Annotated in this window: 15 protein-coding genes; 7 read left to right on the top strand and 8 right to left on the bottom strand. The window is 66.8% G+C overall.

Annotation, left to right across the window (positions count from 1 at the left end):
* Positions 1-1,709, top strand: a 1,709-nt coding sequence (locus VFV21_RS11800) for a methylmalonyl-CoA mutase family protein (protein ID WP_329669620.1), incomplete at its 5' end; no start/stop codon positions are given.
* Positions 1,710-1,799: 90 nt separating this feature from the next.
* Complete coding sequence (locus VFV21_RS11795; RefSeq protein WP_329669619.1) at positions 1,800-2,831, top strand: RelA/SpoT domain-containing protein; 1,032 nt, start codon at positions 1,800-1,802, stop codon at positions 2,829-2,831.
* A 75-nt stretch (positions 2,832-2,906) separates the two neighbouring features.
* Here VFV21_RS11795 and VFV21_RS11790 read toward each other — a convergent pair whose 3' ends face one another.
* Genes VFV21_RS11790 through VFV21_RS11780 form a run of 3 tightly spaced genes read right to left on the bottom strand, consistent with a single transcriptional unit; the run spans position 2,907 to position 4,390 of the window.
* Positions 2,907-3,182 (bottom strand): hypothetical protein, encoded by a 276-nt coding sequence (locus VFV21_RS11790; protein WP_329669618.1) that lies wholly within the window; start codon positions 3,180-3,182, stop codon positions 2,907-2,909.
* Positions 3,182-3,430, bottom strand: a complete 249-nt coding sequence (locus VFV21_RS11785; RefSeq protein ID WP_329669617.1) for a hypothetical protein — start codon at positions 3,428-3,430, stop codon at positions 3,182-3,184. The genes VFV21_RS11790 and VFV21_RS11785 overlap by 1 nt, the downstream gene beginning before the upstream one ends.
* A gap of 42 nt (positions 3,431-3,472) precedes the next feature.
* Positions 3,473-4,390 carry a LysR family transcriptional regulator gene (locus tag VFV21_RS11780; protein ID WP_329669616.1) on the bottom strand — a complete coding sequence of 306 codons (918 nt, stop codon included), beginning with the start codon at positions 4,388-4,390 and terminating at the stop codon, positions 3,473-3,475.
* A 95-nt stretch (positions 4,391-4,485) separates the two neighbouring features.
* Here VFV21_RS11780 and VFV21_RS11775 point away from each other — a divergent pair, with 95 nt between their 5' ends.
* Positions 4,486-5,085 carry a short chain dehydrogenase gene (locus VFV21_RS11775; protein ID WP_329669615.1) on the top strand — a complete coding sequence of 200 codons (600 nt, stop codon included), beginning with the start codon at positions 4,486-4,488 and terminating at the stop codon, positions 5,083-5,085.
* Positions 5,086-5,117: 32 nt separating this feature from the next.
* Here VFV21_RS11775 and VFV21_RS11770 read toward each other — a convergent pair whose 3' ends face one another.
* From VFV21_RS11770 to VFV21_RS11760, 3 genes are read right to left on the bottom strand one after another with little or no spacing between them, the layout of a single operon-like run.
* Positions 5,118-5,366, bottom strand: coding sequence for a hypothetical protein (locus tag VFV21_RS11770; protein WP_329669614.1), 249 nt, complete (start codon positions 5,364-5,366; stop codon positions 5,118-5,120).
* On the bottom strand, positions 5,366-6,667 hold the full coding sequence (locus VFV21_RS11765; RefSeq protein ID WP_329669613.1) for a TFIIB-type zinc ribbon-containing protein: 1,302 nt from the start codon (positions 6,665-6,667) through the stop codon (positions 5,366-5,368). The genes VFV21_RS11770 and VFV21_RS11765 overlap by 1 nt, the downstream gene beginning before the upstream one ends.
* 8 nt (positions 6,668-6,675) lie before the next feature.
* On the bottom strand, positions 6,676-7,836 hold the full coding sequence (locus tag VFV21_RS11760) for an SPFH domain-containing protein (RefSeq protein ID WP_329669612.1): 1,161 nt from the start codon (positions 7,834-7,836) through the stop codon (positions 6,676-6,678).
* 206 nt (positions 7,837-8,042) lie between these two features.
* On the opposite strand from VFV21_RS11760, the gene trmY reads away from it, so the two are divergent.
* Complete coding sequence (gene trmY / locus VFV21_RS11755) at positions 8,043-8,636, top strand: tRNA (pseudouridine(54)-N(1))-methyltransferase TrmY (protein ID WP_329669611.1); 594 nt, start codon at positions 8,043-8,045, stop codon at positions 8,634-8,636.
* Positions 8,637-8,644: 8 nt separating this feature from the next.
* Here the strand turns inward: trmY and VFV21_RS11750 are convergent, their stop codons facing one another.
* Positions 8,645-9,553: a hypothetical protein gene (locus VFV21_RS11750; RefSeq protein ID WP_329669610.1), complete on the bottom strand. Its 909-nt coding sequence runs from the start codon at positions 9,551-9,553 to the stop codon at positions 8,645-8,647.
* A 97-nt stretch (positions 9,554-9,650) separates the two neighbouring features.
* The gene (locus tag VFV21_RS11745) at positions 9,651-10,718 is read right to left on the bottom strand and encodes an OmpA family protein (protein WP_329669609.1); all 1,068 of its coding nucleotides are present in this window, start codon (positions 10,716-10,718) and stop codon (positions 9,651-9,653) included.
* A gap of 134 nt (positions 10,719-10,852) precedes the next feature.
* On the opposite strand from VFV21_RS11745, the gene VFV21_RS11740 reads away from it, so the two are divergent.
* Genes VFV21_RS11740 through VFV21_RS11730 form a run of 3 tightly spaced genes read left to right on the top strand, consistent with a single transcriptional unit; the run spans position 10,853 to position 13,602 of the window.
* Positions 10,853-12,292: an SPFH domain-containing protein gene (locus VFV21_RS11740; RefSeq protein WP_329669608.1), complete on the top strand. Its 1,440-nt coding sequence runs from the start codon at positions 10,853-10,855 to the stop codon at positions 12,290-12,292.
* A gap of 35 nt (positions 12,293-12,327) precedes the next feature.
* A complete protein-coding gene (sugE, locus tag VFV21_RS11735; RefSeq protein WP_329669607.1) occupies positions 12,328-12,648 on the top strand; it encodes a quaternary ammonium compound efflux SMR transporter SugE in 321 nt (106 codons plus the stop codon).
* 9 nt (positions 12,649-12,657) lie between these two features.
* On the top strand, positions 12,658-13,602 hold the full coding sequence (locus VFV21_RS11730; RefSeq protein ID WP_329669606.1) for an alpha/beta hydrolase: 945 nt from the start codon (positions 12,658-12,660) through the stop codon (positions 13,600-13,602).
* Positions 13,603-13,610 lie beyond the last annotated feature (8 nt).

The following is a 13,610-nucleotide window of genomic DNA, read 5'->3' as shown; positions in this document are numbered from 1 at the left end:
ACACGGCCGGCGTGTTCGCATTCAAGCGCGAGGGCGAGGACCCGACGCGCATGTTCGCCGGCGAGGGTGCGCCGGAGCGGACCAACCGCCGCTTCCACTACCTGGCCCGCGGCGGCAGGGGCGCGCGCCTGTCCACCGCGTTCGACAGCGTCACGCTGTACGGCGAGGACCCGGCGCCACGCCCGGACATCTACGGCAAGATCGGCAACTCGGGCGTCAACATCCCCACGCTCGACGACATGAAGAAGCTGTACTCCGGCTTCGACCTGTGCGCGCCCACCACGTCGGTCTCCATGACCATCAACGGCCCCGCGCCGATGATCCTCGCGATGTTCATGAACACCGCGATCGACCAGCAGGTGGAGAAGTACCTGCGCGAGGACGAGTCCCGCTGGATCGCCGCGCGCACCAAGATCGACCGCATGTACGAAGGCCGCGAGCGCCCGACGTACGCCGGCCCGCTGCCGGAAGGCAACGACGGCCTCGGCCTCGGCCTGCTGGGCGTTACCGGCGACGAGGTCGTCGAGCCCGAGGTCTACGAGCGCATCAAGGCGCAGACCCTTCAGACCGTGCGCGGCACCGTGCAGGCCGACATCCTCAAGGAGGACCAGGCCCAGAACACCTGCATCTTCAGCACCGAGTTCGCCCTGCGCATGATGGGCGACATCCAGCAGTACTTCGTGGACCGCAAGGTCCGCAACTTCTACTCGGTGTCGATCAGCGGTTATCACATCGCCGAAGCCGGCGCGAACCCGATCAGCCAGCTCGCCTTCACCCTGAGCAACGGCTTCACCATCGTCGAGTACTACCTCGCGCGCGGGATGAACATCGACGACTTCGCGCCCAACCTGTCGTTCTTCTTCAGCAACGGCATGGACCCGGAGTACACCGTCATCGGCCGCGTCGCCCGCCGCATCTGGGCCCGCGCCATGCGCGAGCGCTACGGCGCGTCCGCGCGCAGCCAGATGATGAAGTACCACATCCAGACCAGCGGCCGGTCCCTGCACGCGCAGGAGATCCAGTTCAACGACATCCGCACCACGCTGCAGGCCCTGTACGCGCTGTTCGACAACTGCAACAGCCTGCACACCAACGCCTACGACGAGGCGATCACCACGCCGACCGAGGAAAGCGTGCGCCGCGCGGTCGCGATCCAGATGATCATCAACAAGGAGCTGGGCCTCAACTTCAACGAGAATCCCTGGCAGGGCAGCTTCGCCGTGGAGCAGCTGACCGACTTGGTGGAAGAGGCCGTGTACAAGGAGTTCGAAGCCCTGAGCGAGCGCGGCGGCGTGCTGGGCGCGATGGACACCATGTACCAGCGCGGCAAGATCCAGGAAGAAAGCCTGTACTACGAGCACAAGAAGCACGACGGCAGCCTGCCCCTGGTGGGCGTGAACACCTTCCTGCCCAAGGACCACGCCGGCGAGGTGGCCACCACCATCGAGCTGATCCGAAGCACCGAGCCCGAAAAGGCTGCCCAGATCGCCAACGTGCGGACCTTCCAGCAGGCGAGAAATTCTCTCGCCCCTGTGGGAGGCGCTTCAGTCCCGAACGGGCCTCGCCATGGCCTAACCTACCTCCAGAACACCGCCCGTGAGCGCCAGAATATTTTTGCGGCGCTGATGGAGGCGGTGAAGACCCATAGCCTTGGGCAGATCAGTCACGCGCTTTATGAGGTGGGCGGCGAGTATCGGCGGAACATGTAAAACGCTGCGCGTCGCGCTGACGAATCTATCTCGCGACTAGTTGTCATGCAGCTTCATCAGCTAACCAAAAGACGTTCTGCCTGGAGTTGAATGAACTACCTGACCCCGCAGTTCTCAGTGTCTGAGGTGAATCGGGCCGCAAGGTCACTGATTGCGGCTGATGATGCCGCTGATCTGCAATTTGAAAAGACAGTTGTCGACAACTGGCGCGTGGCACATCAGTTTCCGTTGAACTCCATGTACATGACCCTGAAGGGTCGCGTTAAGCGTGTTAGCGCGAAAGCACTCACTGCCCAGCGCATTAAGCGTTTGCCGTCTATTCGGGCGAAGTTGTTAGATCGTCCCGAAATGAAGCTATCTCAGATGCAAGACGTCGGTGGTTGCCGAGCCGTCATGCCGACTTTAGACGCGCTTCTTGAGGTTCGAGATGTCTATTTATCGCGGCCGATTACGCATCAGTTCGGTGGCGAAAAGGACTATATAAGCCATCCGAAGACCACCGGATATCGAGGTATTCACCTCAAGTATCGATTTGCGGGTAACGGCAGGTCAGAGCCGTGGAAAGGGCTGAAAATAGAAGTTCAGTTACGAACCTTGCTCCAGCACAAATGGGCAACTGCTGTTGAGGCTGCTGCCACTTTCACCAATGCACAGTTGAAGTCTAATCAGGGCAGTGCTGAATGGTTGCGCTTCTTCGCGTTGATGAGCTCATATTTCGCAATTCAGGAAGGCTGCCCAATTGTTCCTGGGACTCCCCGGGGAGTTGAAGAGATACGGAGAGAGGTTCGGGCGCTGAACAGGCAGCACCACATAGTCGAGACATTTGAGCGGTACTCGGTAATTATCCCGCACATTGAGCGCCGCACGGATGCGGTTTATTTTCTTGTGACACTTGACCCGCTTCAACGAGAGGTTTCGGTAGTGGGATACAAAAAAAGATTCTTTGCCGCGGCAAACAACGCATACCTTGCTGCTGAGGGTTCTTTGCCCGAAGCGACCACAAAGCAAGTTGTCCTCGTTTCGGTGTCATCGATCACAGCGCTAAAAAAGGCATACCCTAACTATTTCCTTGATACTCAAGACTTTCTTCGTGAGGTGAGAAATCTGATCTCTTATCCATAGGCTTCTGTCAGAGGGCGAGCATTCGATGCGCGTGGGATGCCGTGGATGCATACTCTAGGCTCAGGCGTCCTATCATCAGTCTCGGCGCCCGAGCCGCCCGTAATAGTTAGGTGTGCTTCGCACGTTGACGACACGCCTGACCTTACCTCCGCTGGTTCGTGACTCCCGCCTCCCCGTAACTGCGCTGACCTTTCCGTTCGAACCCGGCACCGGCTTCGCATCCACGGCGTTCTTCCGCTCGAACGCATGAGACTTATCGGTATTCCGGCAATACCGATAAATAGTCCAATACAGCGACGCCGCACCGAACGCGCCGAGGGCAAGCAGCCATGCCCCGTTGTCGTCGCTCATCAGTTCGTTCCCAGTAGCCGGGCTACAGATATGGCCTCGATGAACGTGCCGGTGCTAAGAGCCGCCCGCAGCAGATTCAAGTGCAGCACAGGCCCGCTGCCCATGGATTCGCCTGTCCGGCAATGTGCGTTCCACGTCGCCTCGCTCTTGGTATCGAAGGGCAGGATGGTGTTGATGGTGTTGTTTGTATCGGCCTCGATGTTGAGCGTTCTGCGCTCGCACAAGGACTCCAGCAGCAGGTCGTCCAAAGTGGAGTCCCCATGCTGCTGACGCAGAGAGCTGGTGCCGCCTCACTCGAGCACGCCCCCGCGCCCGATCCACGCCATCACGAAATCTCGGAAGACCTGCGCCCGCAGCGGCAGGTGTTCGCGGCTGGGGTAGACCAGCGACACTGGCGTGGCGGGCAGCTGCCAGCCGGGCAGTAGTTCCACCAGGCCGCCGCGCGCTAGTTCTTCGCGCAGCAGGTAGCGGGGCAGGCGGGCCACGCCGAGGCCGAGCACGGCCGCGCGGCGCAGGCCGATGAAGTGGTTGATGGCCAGGTTGCCCTGCACGGGCACCGCCACGGTTTCCTCGCCGCGCTGGAGCAGCCAGCGGCCTTCGTCGCGGAAGTTTCGGTTGCGCAGGGCTTCCAGCGCGCTCAGCTGCCTGGGTTCCTGCAGGCCGCCGGGCGCGTGCGCGGCCAGGTAGGCGGGGCTGGCCACGATGGCCTCGCGCATCACGCCCAGCGGGCGCGCCACCAGGTTCGGGTCGAGCGTGCGGGCCATGCGGATGGCGAAGTCGAAGCCTTCGCCCACCAGGTCGCGGGTGCCGATGCTGAGGTCCACGTCGAAGCGCACGGCGGGGTACTGCGCGCGGAAGTCGGCCAGCAGGTCCACCAGGAAACCGTCGCCCAGCGAGGTGGGCGCCGTGAGCCGGATCAGGCCGTCCACTTCGGTGCGCACGGCGGACACGGCGCGTTCGCCGTCGCCCAGCGCCTGCCGGGCCTGGCGGGCGAAATCGAGGTAAAGCCGGCCGGCGTCGGTCAGCGCCACCCGCCGCGTGGTGCGGTGAAGCAGCTTCACGCCCAGCGCGGTTTCCAGCGCGGTCACCAGCTTGCTGGCCTGCGCCTTGGACACGCCCAGCTGCTCGGCGGCGCGGGTAAAGCTGCCCGTTTCCGCCACGGTGAGCAGGGTCAGGGCTTCGTGGAAGCGGCTGCCGTTTGTTTCCATAGGGAAACAGAATAGCCAGATGAGACCCGATTAAGCCAGTTAAGGAATTCATTAGATTGTTTGGCGAGGCCAATCCGGCCGACGAGGAGCCAAACATGAAGATTCTCTTGGTGGGTGCCCTGGGCACCGTGGGCCGCGCGGTGGCGGCGGAGATGGGCGCGCGGCACGACCTGGTCACGGCCGGCCGCCAGGGCGGCGACCTGCGCCTGGACCTGGCCGACCGGCCCAGCATCGAAGCCGCGCTGGCGAAGCTGGGCACGGTGGACGCGATCGTCTCCGCCGCCGGGCAGGTGGGCTGGGCGCCGCTGCTGGAGCTCACGCCCGAGCAGTGGGCCTTCAGCCTGGCCAACAAGCTGATGGGGCAGGTGAACCTGGCGCTCCTCGGCCAGCGCCACCTGCGCGACGGCGGCTCGTTCACGCTCACCAGCGGCGTGCTCTTCCACGACCCGGTGGCCTACGGCGCCGCCGCCAGCCTGGCCAACGGCGGCATCGAAGGCTTCGTGCGCGCCGCCGCGGTGGAACTGCCGCGCGGCCTGCGCATCAACGCCGTCAGCCCGGGCGTGCTGGTGGAATCCATGGACGCCCTGGGGCCGTTCTTCCGCGGCTTCCAGCCGGTATCGGGCGCGCGCGTGGCGCTGGGCTATGCGCGCTCGGTGGAAGGCGGGGAGACGGGCAAGGTATACGCGGTGTATTGAGGCCGGCGCGGGCCCCGGTGTGCGGTGTGTCGCTAGCCAACCCGCTTTACGCGCTGGCGATAGGCCTTCACGTTGTCCCCGGAGATGCGTGAATTCCGCACGCCCTTCACGTCGCCGGTCTTGCGGTCGTCGCCGGTCACCGGCTTCGCTTCCACGGCGGTGTCGCGCTCGAACGCATGCGACTTGTCGGTATTGCGGTAATACCGATAAATCGCCCAATACAGCGCCGCGGCCCCGGCCGGGCCAAGCGCAAGCAGCCATGCGCCGTTGTCGTCGCTCATCAGTTGCTTCCTATCAGTAGGGCGATCACCAGCGTCTCGATGAAGGTGCCCGCCGTCAGCGCCGCCAGCAGCAGCTTCCAGTGCTGCACGGGCACGCTGCCCATGGTTTCGCCCGTGCGGCCGTTCACCGCGATGTAGTGCAGCATGCCGCTGCCCGGCTGCTGGTAGCTGTACAGCCACACCGGCAGGTACATCGCCACCCAGCGGGTGCCGTGCACGTCCAGGCTTTCCTCTTCCCAGCGCACGCCGCGGTCGTAGCGGCTCACCGAGCGCTCTACCTGGTGGCGGGCGATGGACAGCAGCTGGTCTTCCAGGCGGGGGCGCAGGGCCTCGACGTCGCTGTCGCGCTTTTCCGAGGTGTAGCCCGACAGGTAGCTGGCGTTCCACTTCACCGCGTTCTTGGTGTCGAAGGGCAGGATGGTGTTGATGATGTTGTTGGTGTTGACCTTGGTGTCGAGCTTGCTGCGCTCGCTGGACGATTCCAGCGGCAGGTCGTCCACGGTGAAGTCCACGGCGCGGCGCACGGCGTACACGTCGGCGTCGTAGTAGGTCTTCTTGTTGTTGCCGGTGCCGCGGGTGTACTCGGCGGTCTTGATCTCGCCCTCGCCGGACACCGCCGCGCTGGCCTTGCCGTCGACGATCATGTACGGCAGGTAGACGCCCACCACGTTCTCGGGCGTGAACTGCGCCTTGAACTCCTTCAGCGCGAACAGCTTTCGTTTGCCCACGAACTGGCGGATGCGCTCCACCGCGTCTTCCTTCTTGATGCGGAAGGGAAGTACCGCATCGGGCACCGCACCGTTCGCCACCTGTTCGTTTACGCCGAAGACGTGGCGACACCAGTGGCAGCGGGCGGTCATGTTGCTTTCGGTGTTGACGGTGACTTCCGCGCCGCAGCCGGTGCACTTGAAGCTCATCAGGTGCGAGGCGTCCGCGGCGATGTCTTTCGCGCCGGAAGCAATGATGGTGCCGGACAGCTCGTCCAGGCCCTCGCCCAGCCCGAACGCCTCCTCCACGCCTTCGCCATGCCACTCGTTGCGGCAGTACAGGCAGATCAGCATGTCGGTGCCGGCCCGGTGTCGGATATCGGTGGCGCCGCACTTGGGGCAGTGGTTCTGGCCGTCCTTGAGTTCCTCGGACGCGGTGTCGATGGCGACCGGGTCGGGCGCCAGCACTTCGTCGCGGATGGCCTTGGGCAGCGTGGCCGGGTCCACCGGGAATGTGCCCGGTTCCGGCGGCACGTCCTGCGGGGAACCCGGCCCGATGCCGGGCGGCAGGGGCGGGGGCGTGGAGTTGGCCATGGCGCGGCTTAGAGGCCCAGGGCCTTGGCTTTGGCGGCGTCGTAATCGGCCTGGGTGATCAGACCCAGGTCGAGCATCTCCTTGGCCTTCTTCAGCTTGGCGATGGCGTCATCGGCCGCGGCGGCCGCAGGCGCAGCCGGGGTGGCCGGCTGCTGCAGGCTGCCGATGCCGCCCATCATGCCGCCCGCCATGCCCAGGCCCACCAGGCCGGCGGCGCCGCTGTTCTCGCCGGCGGCCTGCATGCCCGCGGCCACGCTGGCCTGCAGGTTGGAGTTGCCGCGGCTGCCCGACAGCGCGTCGGCGCGCTGCACGGTCTTGAGCAGTTCCTTGGTGTTGGCGTCGTACTCGATCGAGACGATGGCGGTCTTGACGATCAGCAGGCCGCGGTCCGTCTTCCACTGGTAGGCGTTCTCCACCGCGTCCGACAGGCTCTTGGCAAAGCCCACCGAATCCTGCTGCAGCTTGGTGATGCGGTTGCCCTTGGCCGGGTCGTTCGAATACAGGCTGAAGGCCGGCGCCAGCGAGCCCACCACCTCGTTGAACAGCTGGCTGGCCGCGGCGTTGTCGATGTCGGTGAAGTCGAACACCTGGCCGGGCTGCAGGTACTTGGCCGGCACGAAGTTCTTCACGAACAAGATCGGATCGATGATCTTGAGCGTGTACGAACCACGCGTCACCGCGCCCACCTGGGTGTTGAGGAAGCCGTCGTCCCAGTAGATCTCCGACTGGGTGCCGAAGCGGTTGTCCGGCAGCTCCTTCAGCGAGACGAAGAAGGCGAGCTGCTGGCCGCCCGGCTGGCCGCCGAACTTGAAGCGCTCCCAGCTCTGCTTGATCAGCGGGCTGACGATGCCGTCGCCGGCGAAGATGGACTTGGAGTTGACGTCGTCCGAGCGCCACTCGTAGCCACCCGGCTCGGCGACGAAGGCGGTGACCGCGCCGTCCTGCATCAGCAGCAAGCCGTAGCCCTCGGGCACGACGATCTTCGAGCCGTTGGTGATGATGTTGCTCGAGCCCTTGGTGTTCGCCCCGCGCCCGGCATTGGTGCCCTGCGGCACGGCGGCGAACAGCGCGGCCGTCGCCGGCAGCCCGGCCGGCACCGTGTAGAAGTCCTTCCACTGGTCGGCCAGCATGCCGCCGACCGCACCCGCCACTGCCTGCACAAGACCCATGTTCGTTCTCCGCGTTGTGTGGCCGGAACGGCTCCGGGCCTGCCCATCGAATATATATCGGCCCGTGGCATCCGATAGTGCCACTGGGCACTGACCGGATAACGTAACTTCGCTGCCCGGGCGGTCAAGTCCTGGATTCCAGGCAGGGTTCCTGGCGGTGCGTGGCTCGTGTACCGTCCCGGTCTGATCTTCTCGCGTGTCCTCCGATGCGAACCTTCGTCCTCCGCGCCCGCGCCGCCCCCACCGATTCACAGAAGCTGCTGGCCGGCGTGGGCCAGGAAGCCCACACCGAGATCCTGGCGCACACGCTGATGAACGCCATCTTCGTGGCCCAGTCGCACCGGGCCGACGTGGTGGTGTACCTGGTGCTGGAAAGCACGGCGGACTACTCGCGCACCGTCCGCTTCGAGGCGGCGGCCATGCACGCCATCGGCGGCTTCGACGAGCGGGCGCTGCTGGGCAAGGTGGCCGCGGCGCTGGATGCCTCGCGCGGCATGGGCAAGGAGGAGTCGCGGCCGGTGGAGTCGGGCGTCACCGTGCGCACGATCAGCTTCGAGAAGCTGGTGCAGGAGCTGGCCACCGACCATCAACTGTTCGTCATGGACCCTAAAGGCACCGCAATCCGCGAGCAGGCCTTCGGGGACAACCCCTGCTTCCTGCTCACCGACCACATCCCGATGCCCAAGAACACCTTCCACACGCTCGACCGCCTGGGCACGAAGCGGATTTCGCTGGGCCGGAAGATGCTGTTTGCCTCTCAGTGCGTGGTGCTGATCCACCACGCATTGGATGAGGCCTGAGGTAACGCTCAGGGGCGGAGGGTCGCCCCGAGCGCCTTGGTCAGTTCGTCGGTCGAAAGTGCGACCACATCCGCGCGTCCTTCGGCGTTTTCCCGTTGGCTGGCCCAGTGAAGCGTGCGCCCATCCGCGGTAAACGCCGGAGTGAAGTCCATGCCGGCGGCATTGAAGGGTGGCGGCAGCCGAATGGCTTCCGACCAACCGTCGCCAGCGCGCATCACCGCAAACAGGTCGGGCTCGCGGGATCCGCCGCGCACGCTCCAGAACAAGGCGATGCCGCCATCCGGCGAGAACGTCAGGTCGCCCTGCACCTGGCCTTCGTTGAAGGGCGCCGGCATCGCCACGGCCGGGCCGATGCCGTCGGCGAGCACCGGGGCGCGGTAGATCGCCAGCGGCGCGGGGCGGCCCGGGCGCGTGCTGTTGAAGTAGAGCGCGCCGCCGTGGACTTCGGGGCCCAGCTCTTCGCCCGGGCTGGAGGCGGCGGCGAGATGCTCGGGTTCACCGACGCGGCCCTCGGTGAGTGGTGCGCGCCAGAGGTCCATGTCCTTGCGGTCGTCCGCGCGACCGGGCGCCGGGCGGTCGGAGACGAAGTACAGCCAGGCCCCGTCCGGCGTCAGCCAGGGGTCGGAGTCGCGGCCGCCGGGGCGCGCGGCGAACACGGGTTCGGGCGCCGACCACGCGCCGGACTCGCGCGTCGCCATCCACACCTGCGCGTTTTCGAAATCGCCGGTGGGCGAGCGGCCGAAGACGAGGCGGCGGCCGTCGGCCGTCAGCGACAGGTTGTAGTCGTTGGCGTCCGTGGACAGCCAGCCGGCGCCGGTGGACACCGGCGCACCGGGGCCCGGGTCGCCGGGCTGGTGGGTGGTCGCATCGGCCGCAGCGGCGGCCAGGGAAATCACCAGTGAAGCAACAAGGGGCATGACGTGGACCGGTTCGTGGCAAGGGGCGCCAGTGTCACCGAACACCGCGGCCTCGGCCCGGGACGTTCGGCCCGGGGACTTTCGTCACAGACGGGCCTCAGCGCTTCACGAGCTCCACCCGCCGGTTCTTCGCCCGGCCGTCCTCGGTGGCGTTGTCGGCGATGGGCTTGCCCAGGCCTTCGCCGCGGGAGGTGAGGCGCGCCTCGTCGATGCCGTGGTCTTCCACCAGCGACGCCACCACCGCATCCGCCCGCCGCTGCGACAGCCGCAGGTTGGCCGCGGCCTCACCCACGTTGTCGGTGTGGCCGACCACGTCGAGCTTGAGCACGGGCTGGGCCTGCAGCAGCTTGGCTATCTGGGCGATGGTCTCCACGGATTCCGGCTTGAGCGAGGACTTGTTGGTGTCGAACTGGATGCCGTACAGCGCGATGCGGCCGTCGGCGTCCAGGGCCTTGGCCATGTCGTCCGAGCTCACCGTGACCATCTTGCGCTCGCGGGCCTTCGGCGACACGGCGACCACCAGCACGGCCGTGCGGTCGTGCAGGGCGTCGCAGTAGGTGCGGTCGCCGATCTGGAAAGTGACGATGCCCAGGGTGCGCTCGCCGCCGCTGCCGTCGGGCAGGGTGGCCAGCGAGTAGTGCTGCTCGCGCGGGGTGGAGCCGCTGGTGCACCAGCCGTTGCTGAAGTTGGCGTCCTTGCGCCGGGCCTGCGGGTAGAGCTGCTCGATCAGGCCCTGGTTGCCGCCGCCGTGGTCGTTGCCGTTGAGGTCGCCGCCGCAGTCGGTGTCGCGGCAGCGCCAGAGCACCTGGCCGCCGCCTTCCTCCACCAGGTCCAGGTAGTTGCGCATCACCTCCAGCGGCGAGCGGTCGGCCGGGGCGACGTAGAGCAGGCGGACGTACTCGCCTTCGACCTCGCGCTGCTGTTCGGCGCGGAAGACGTTGTTGTTGTAGGCATCGGTCTGGCCGGGCACGCGCTTGAGCACCGAGGCCGGGAAAGACACCGCATCGAAGCCGCGCTGCTCGTGGCTGACGATGAAGCTGCCCTCGTAGCGCTGGAGCCAGGCCGGGTCGCGGGCGCCCTCGATGTCGGCCGTGGGCTCGGTGGCGTCGCCCCAGGCCTGGGTGGCGGCGAACAGCAGGCAGAGCAGGGCGGGCAGGCGGCGCATCGGGCGGTCCTCGGGTCGTGGGCTACCCACGCGATAACGTAAGCGGCATCGGACAAGGGACAGCGAAATCGTGCCTTGGCGGGCCCCGCGCCGCCCGTATACTGGCCGTCCTTGCCCCCGCCGCGGAACCTCCCATGCTCGCCGGAACCTCGATCATCCTCATCGCCCTGCTCGGCGCCGCCGGCCTCGTTGCCGTGATGGTTTTCTTCTGGGTCATCGCCCTGCGCCGCGTGGTGCCGGTGAACGAAGTGCACATCGTCCAGACCCGCAAGGACACCGTGTCCTACGGCAAGGGCTTCGCCAGCAACACCTACTACGAGTGGCCCTCGCGCCTGCCGCTGGTCGGCCTGACCCGCGTCACGCTGCCGGTATCGAACTTCTCGATCGACCTGCCGGACTACGCCGCCTACGACAAGGAGCGCGTGCCTTTCCTGGTGCACGTGATGGCCTTCTTCCGCATCAGCGATTCCAACACCGCCGCCCAGCGCGTCGCGTCCTTCGACGAACTGAAGGAGCAGCTGACCGCGATCGTGCAGGGCTCGGTGCGCACCGTGCTGGCGGCGCACGAGATCGACCAGATCATGCTCGACCGCAGCCGCTTCGGCGAAGCCTTCACCAAGGAAGTGCAGCCGCAGCTGGGAGGCTGGGGCGTGGAGGCCATCAAGAACATCGAGCTGATGGATATCCGCGACGCCAAGGACAGCGACGTCATCCACAACATCATGGCCAAGCGCACCTCCGGCATCGAGCGCGAGTCGCGCCTGGTGGTGGCCGATAACAGCCGCCAGGCCGAGATGGCCGAGATCGCCGCCAAGCGCGAGATCGAGATGTCGCGCCAGCTGGCCGCCGAGCAGGTGGGCCTGCGCACCGCCGAGAAGGACAAGAACGTGGGCGTGGCCAACGAGCAGGCCGCGCAGCAGGTGAAGGTGCAGCAGCGCGAAACCGCGGCCAAGGAAATGGACGTGGTGCAGGTGAAGACCGTGCGCGGCGCCGAGATTTCGCGCGAGGCCGCGGTGATCGCCGCCGCCCAGGCCAAGGACGTGGCCATCGTCGAGGCCGACGCGGCCAAGCAGGTGGCCGTGGTGTCCGCCGAAGGCAACAAGCAGGTCTCGATCGTGGTGGCCGAGGGCCAGAAGCAGCAGACCGTGCTCACCGCGGAAGGCCAGCTCGAGGCCGCCCGCCGCAACGCCGAGGGCATCGCGCTGGAAGGTAACGCGAAGGGCCAGGCCGAGACCGCCATCCTGATGGCGCCGGTGGACGCGCAGATCAAGCTGGCCGAGAAGATCGGCAGCGACCAGGGCTACCAGAACTACCTGCTGGGCATCCGCAACATCGAGGCGGCGCAGGCCGTTGGCATGGCCCAGGCGGAGGCGCTCAAGACCGCCGACGTGAAGGTGATTTCGAACGCCGGCACGCCCGGCAAGGGCCTGTCGGGCGTGATGGACCTGTTCTCGGCCGACGGCGGCACCGCCATCGCCAGCATGCTCGAGGGCCTGGCGCAGTCGCCCGAGGGCAAGAAGATGCTGGAGAAGTTCGTCAACAAGCCCGCCGAAAAACCCGCCCCGAAGGCCTGAGGCGGGGCCCGGTCCACTTTCCACGGAGCACTGCGATGAGCTGGCTGATCCTGATCCTCGCCGGGCTGTTCGAGGTGGCCTGGGCCGTGGGCCTGAAGTACACCGAGGGCTTCACCAAGACCTGGCCCTCGCTCGGCACCGGCGCGGCGATGCTCATCAGCCTCTGGCTGCTGGGCCTCGCGATGAAGGACCTGCCGCTGGGCACCGCCTACGCTGTTTGGGTGGGCGTGGGCGCAGTGGGCACGGCCATCCTGGGCATCGTGCTGTTCAACGAGCCGGCGAATGCCGGCCGGCTGGTCAGCCTGGGGCTGATCCTGGCCGGCATCATCGGCCTGAAGCTGGCCACGCCGGGCTGAGGATTGACGATGGTTCGAGTGACCGTGGCGCGCCCGCTGGCGCACCAGGCGGCCGCGGCGTGGATGCAGGGACTGGCGCAGGGGAATCGCGTGACCGCTTTCGAGCAAGCCGCCACCTTCGTGCTGCCGTTCCGCGGGCACCGCCTGAACGTTCGGCGGGGCGGGCAGGGGCCGGCGCTGTTCCTGATCCATGGCTTCCCGACCTCGGGACGTGACTGGCGCGGGCTGTGGCCGGCGCTGGCGCGCACGCACGAACTGTTTGCGCTGGACATGCTGGGCTTCGGCGCATCCGCCAAGCCGCGCGGGTTCAATTATTCGATCGCGGCCTCGGCCGACCAGTGGGTGGCGCTGGCCGAGTCCACCGGCGTGCGCGAGGTCGCGGTGATCGCCCACGACTACGGCAACACCGTCGCGCAGGAGCTGCTGGCGCGGCAGCGCGAGGGTGCGCTCGGGTTCCGCATCACCTCGGTGGTCTTCCTCAATGGCGGCCTGTTCCCGGAGGCGACGCGTCCGCTGCGGATCCAGCGCCTGCTGGCGGGTCCGTTCGGGCCCCTGCTGGTGCGGTTCGTCCGCGAAGGTCGCTTCAAGGCCAGCCTGCAGCGCATCTGCGCCCAGCCCTGGCCCGAGGGTGAGCTCGATGAAGCCTGGCAGGCGCTCACGCGCGCCGGCGGCAAGGCCGTGATGCCGAAGCTGCTGCGCTACATCGCCGAGCGCCGCGAGCACCGCGCGCGCTGGGTCGGCGCGCTGCAGCAGGCCGGCGTGCCGGTCGCGCTGGTGAACGGCATCGAGGATCCCATCTCGGGCGCGGGCATCGTGGCCCGCTGGCGCGAGCTGCTGCCCGGTTCGCGCGTGGTCGAACTGGCCGGCGTCGGCCATTACCCGCAGGTCGAGGCGCCGGAACGGGTCATCGAGGCGCTGGAGGGCTTTCGCAGCCCCGCACCCGGGCAGTTCTGACGGGCCGG

It is taken from the genome of Arenimonas sp. (assembly GCF_036275555.1).
GTDB lineage: Bacteria > Pseudomonadota > Gammaproteobacteria > Xanthomonadales > Xanthomonadaceae > Arenimonas.
This window is presented reverse-complemented; position numbering and strand designations above follow the sequence as displayed.

Coding starts and splice junctions, on each gene's coding strand:
- VFV21_RS11795 (WP_329669619.1), top strand. CDS start 1,800: ATGAACTACCTGACCCCGCAGTTCTCAGTGTCTGAGGTGAATCGGGCC.
- VFV21_RS11790 (WP_329669618.1), bottom strand. CDS start 3,182: ATGAGCGACGACAACGGGGCATGGCTGCTTGCCCTCGGCGCGTTCGGT.
- VFV21_RS11780 (WP_329669616.1), bottom strand. CDS start 4,390: ATGGAAACAAACGGCAGCCGCTTCCACGAAGCCCTGACCCTGCTCACC.
- VFV21_RS11775 (WP_329669615.1), top strand. CDS start 4,486: ATGAAGATTCTCTTGGTGGGTGCCCTGGGCACCGTGGGCCGCGCGGTG.
- VFV21_RS11770 (WP_329669614.1), bottom strand. CDS start 5,366: ATGAGCGACGACAACGGCGCATGGCTGCTTGCGCTTGGCCCGGCCGGG.
- VFV21_RS11765 (WP_329669613.1), bottom strand. CDS start 6,667: ATGGCCAACTCCACGCCCCCGCCCCTGCCGCCCGGCATCGGGCCGGGT.
- VFV21_RS11760 (WP_329669612.1), bottom strand. CDS start 7,836: ATGGGTCTTGTGCAGGCAGTGGCGGGTGCGGTCGGCGGCATGCTGGCC.
- trmY (WP_329669611.1), top strand. CDS start 8,043: ATGCGAACCTTCGTCCTCCGCGCCCGCGCCGCCCCCACCGATTCACAG.
- VFV21_RS11750 (WP_329669610.1), bottom strand. CDS start 9,553: ATGCCCCTTGTTGCTTCACTGGTGATTTCCCTGGCCGCCGCTGCGGCC.
- VFV21_RS11745 (WP_329669609.1), bottom strand. CDS start 10,718: ATGCGCCGCCTGCCCGCCCTGCTCTGCCTGCTGTTCGCCGCCACCCAG.
- VFV21_RS11740 (WP_329669608.1), top strand. CDS start 10,853: ATGCTCGCCGGAACCTCGATCATCCTCATCGCCCTGCTCGGCGCCGCC.
- sugE (WP_329669607.1), top strand. CDS start 12,328: ATGAGCTGGCTGATCCTGATCCTCGCCGGGCTGTTCGAGGTGGCCTGG.
- VFV21_RS11730 (WP_329669606.1), top strand. CDS start 12,658: ATGGTTCGAGTGACCGTGGCGCGCCCGCTGGCGCACCAGGCGGCCGCG.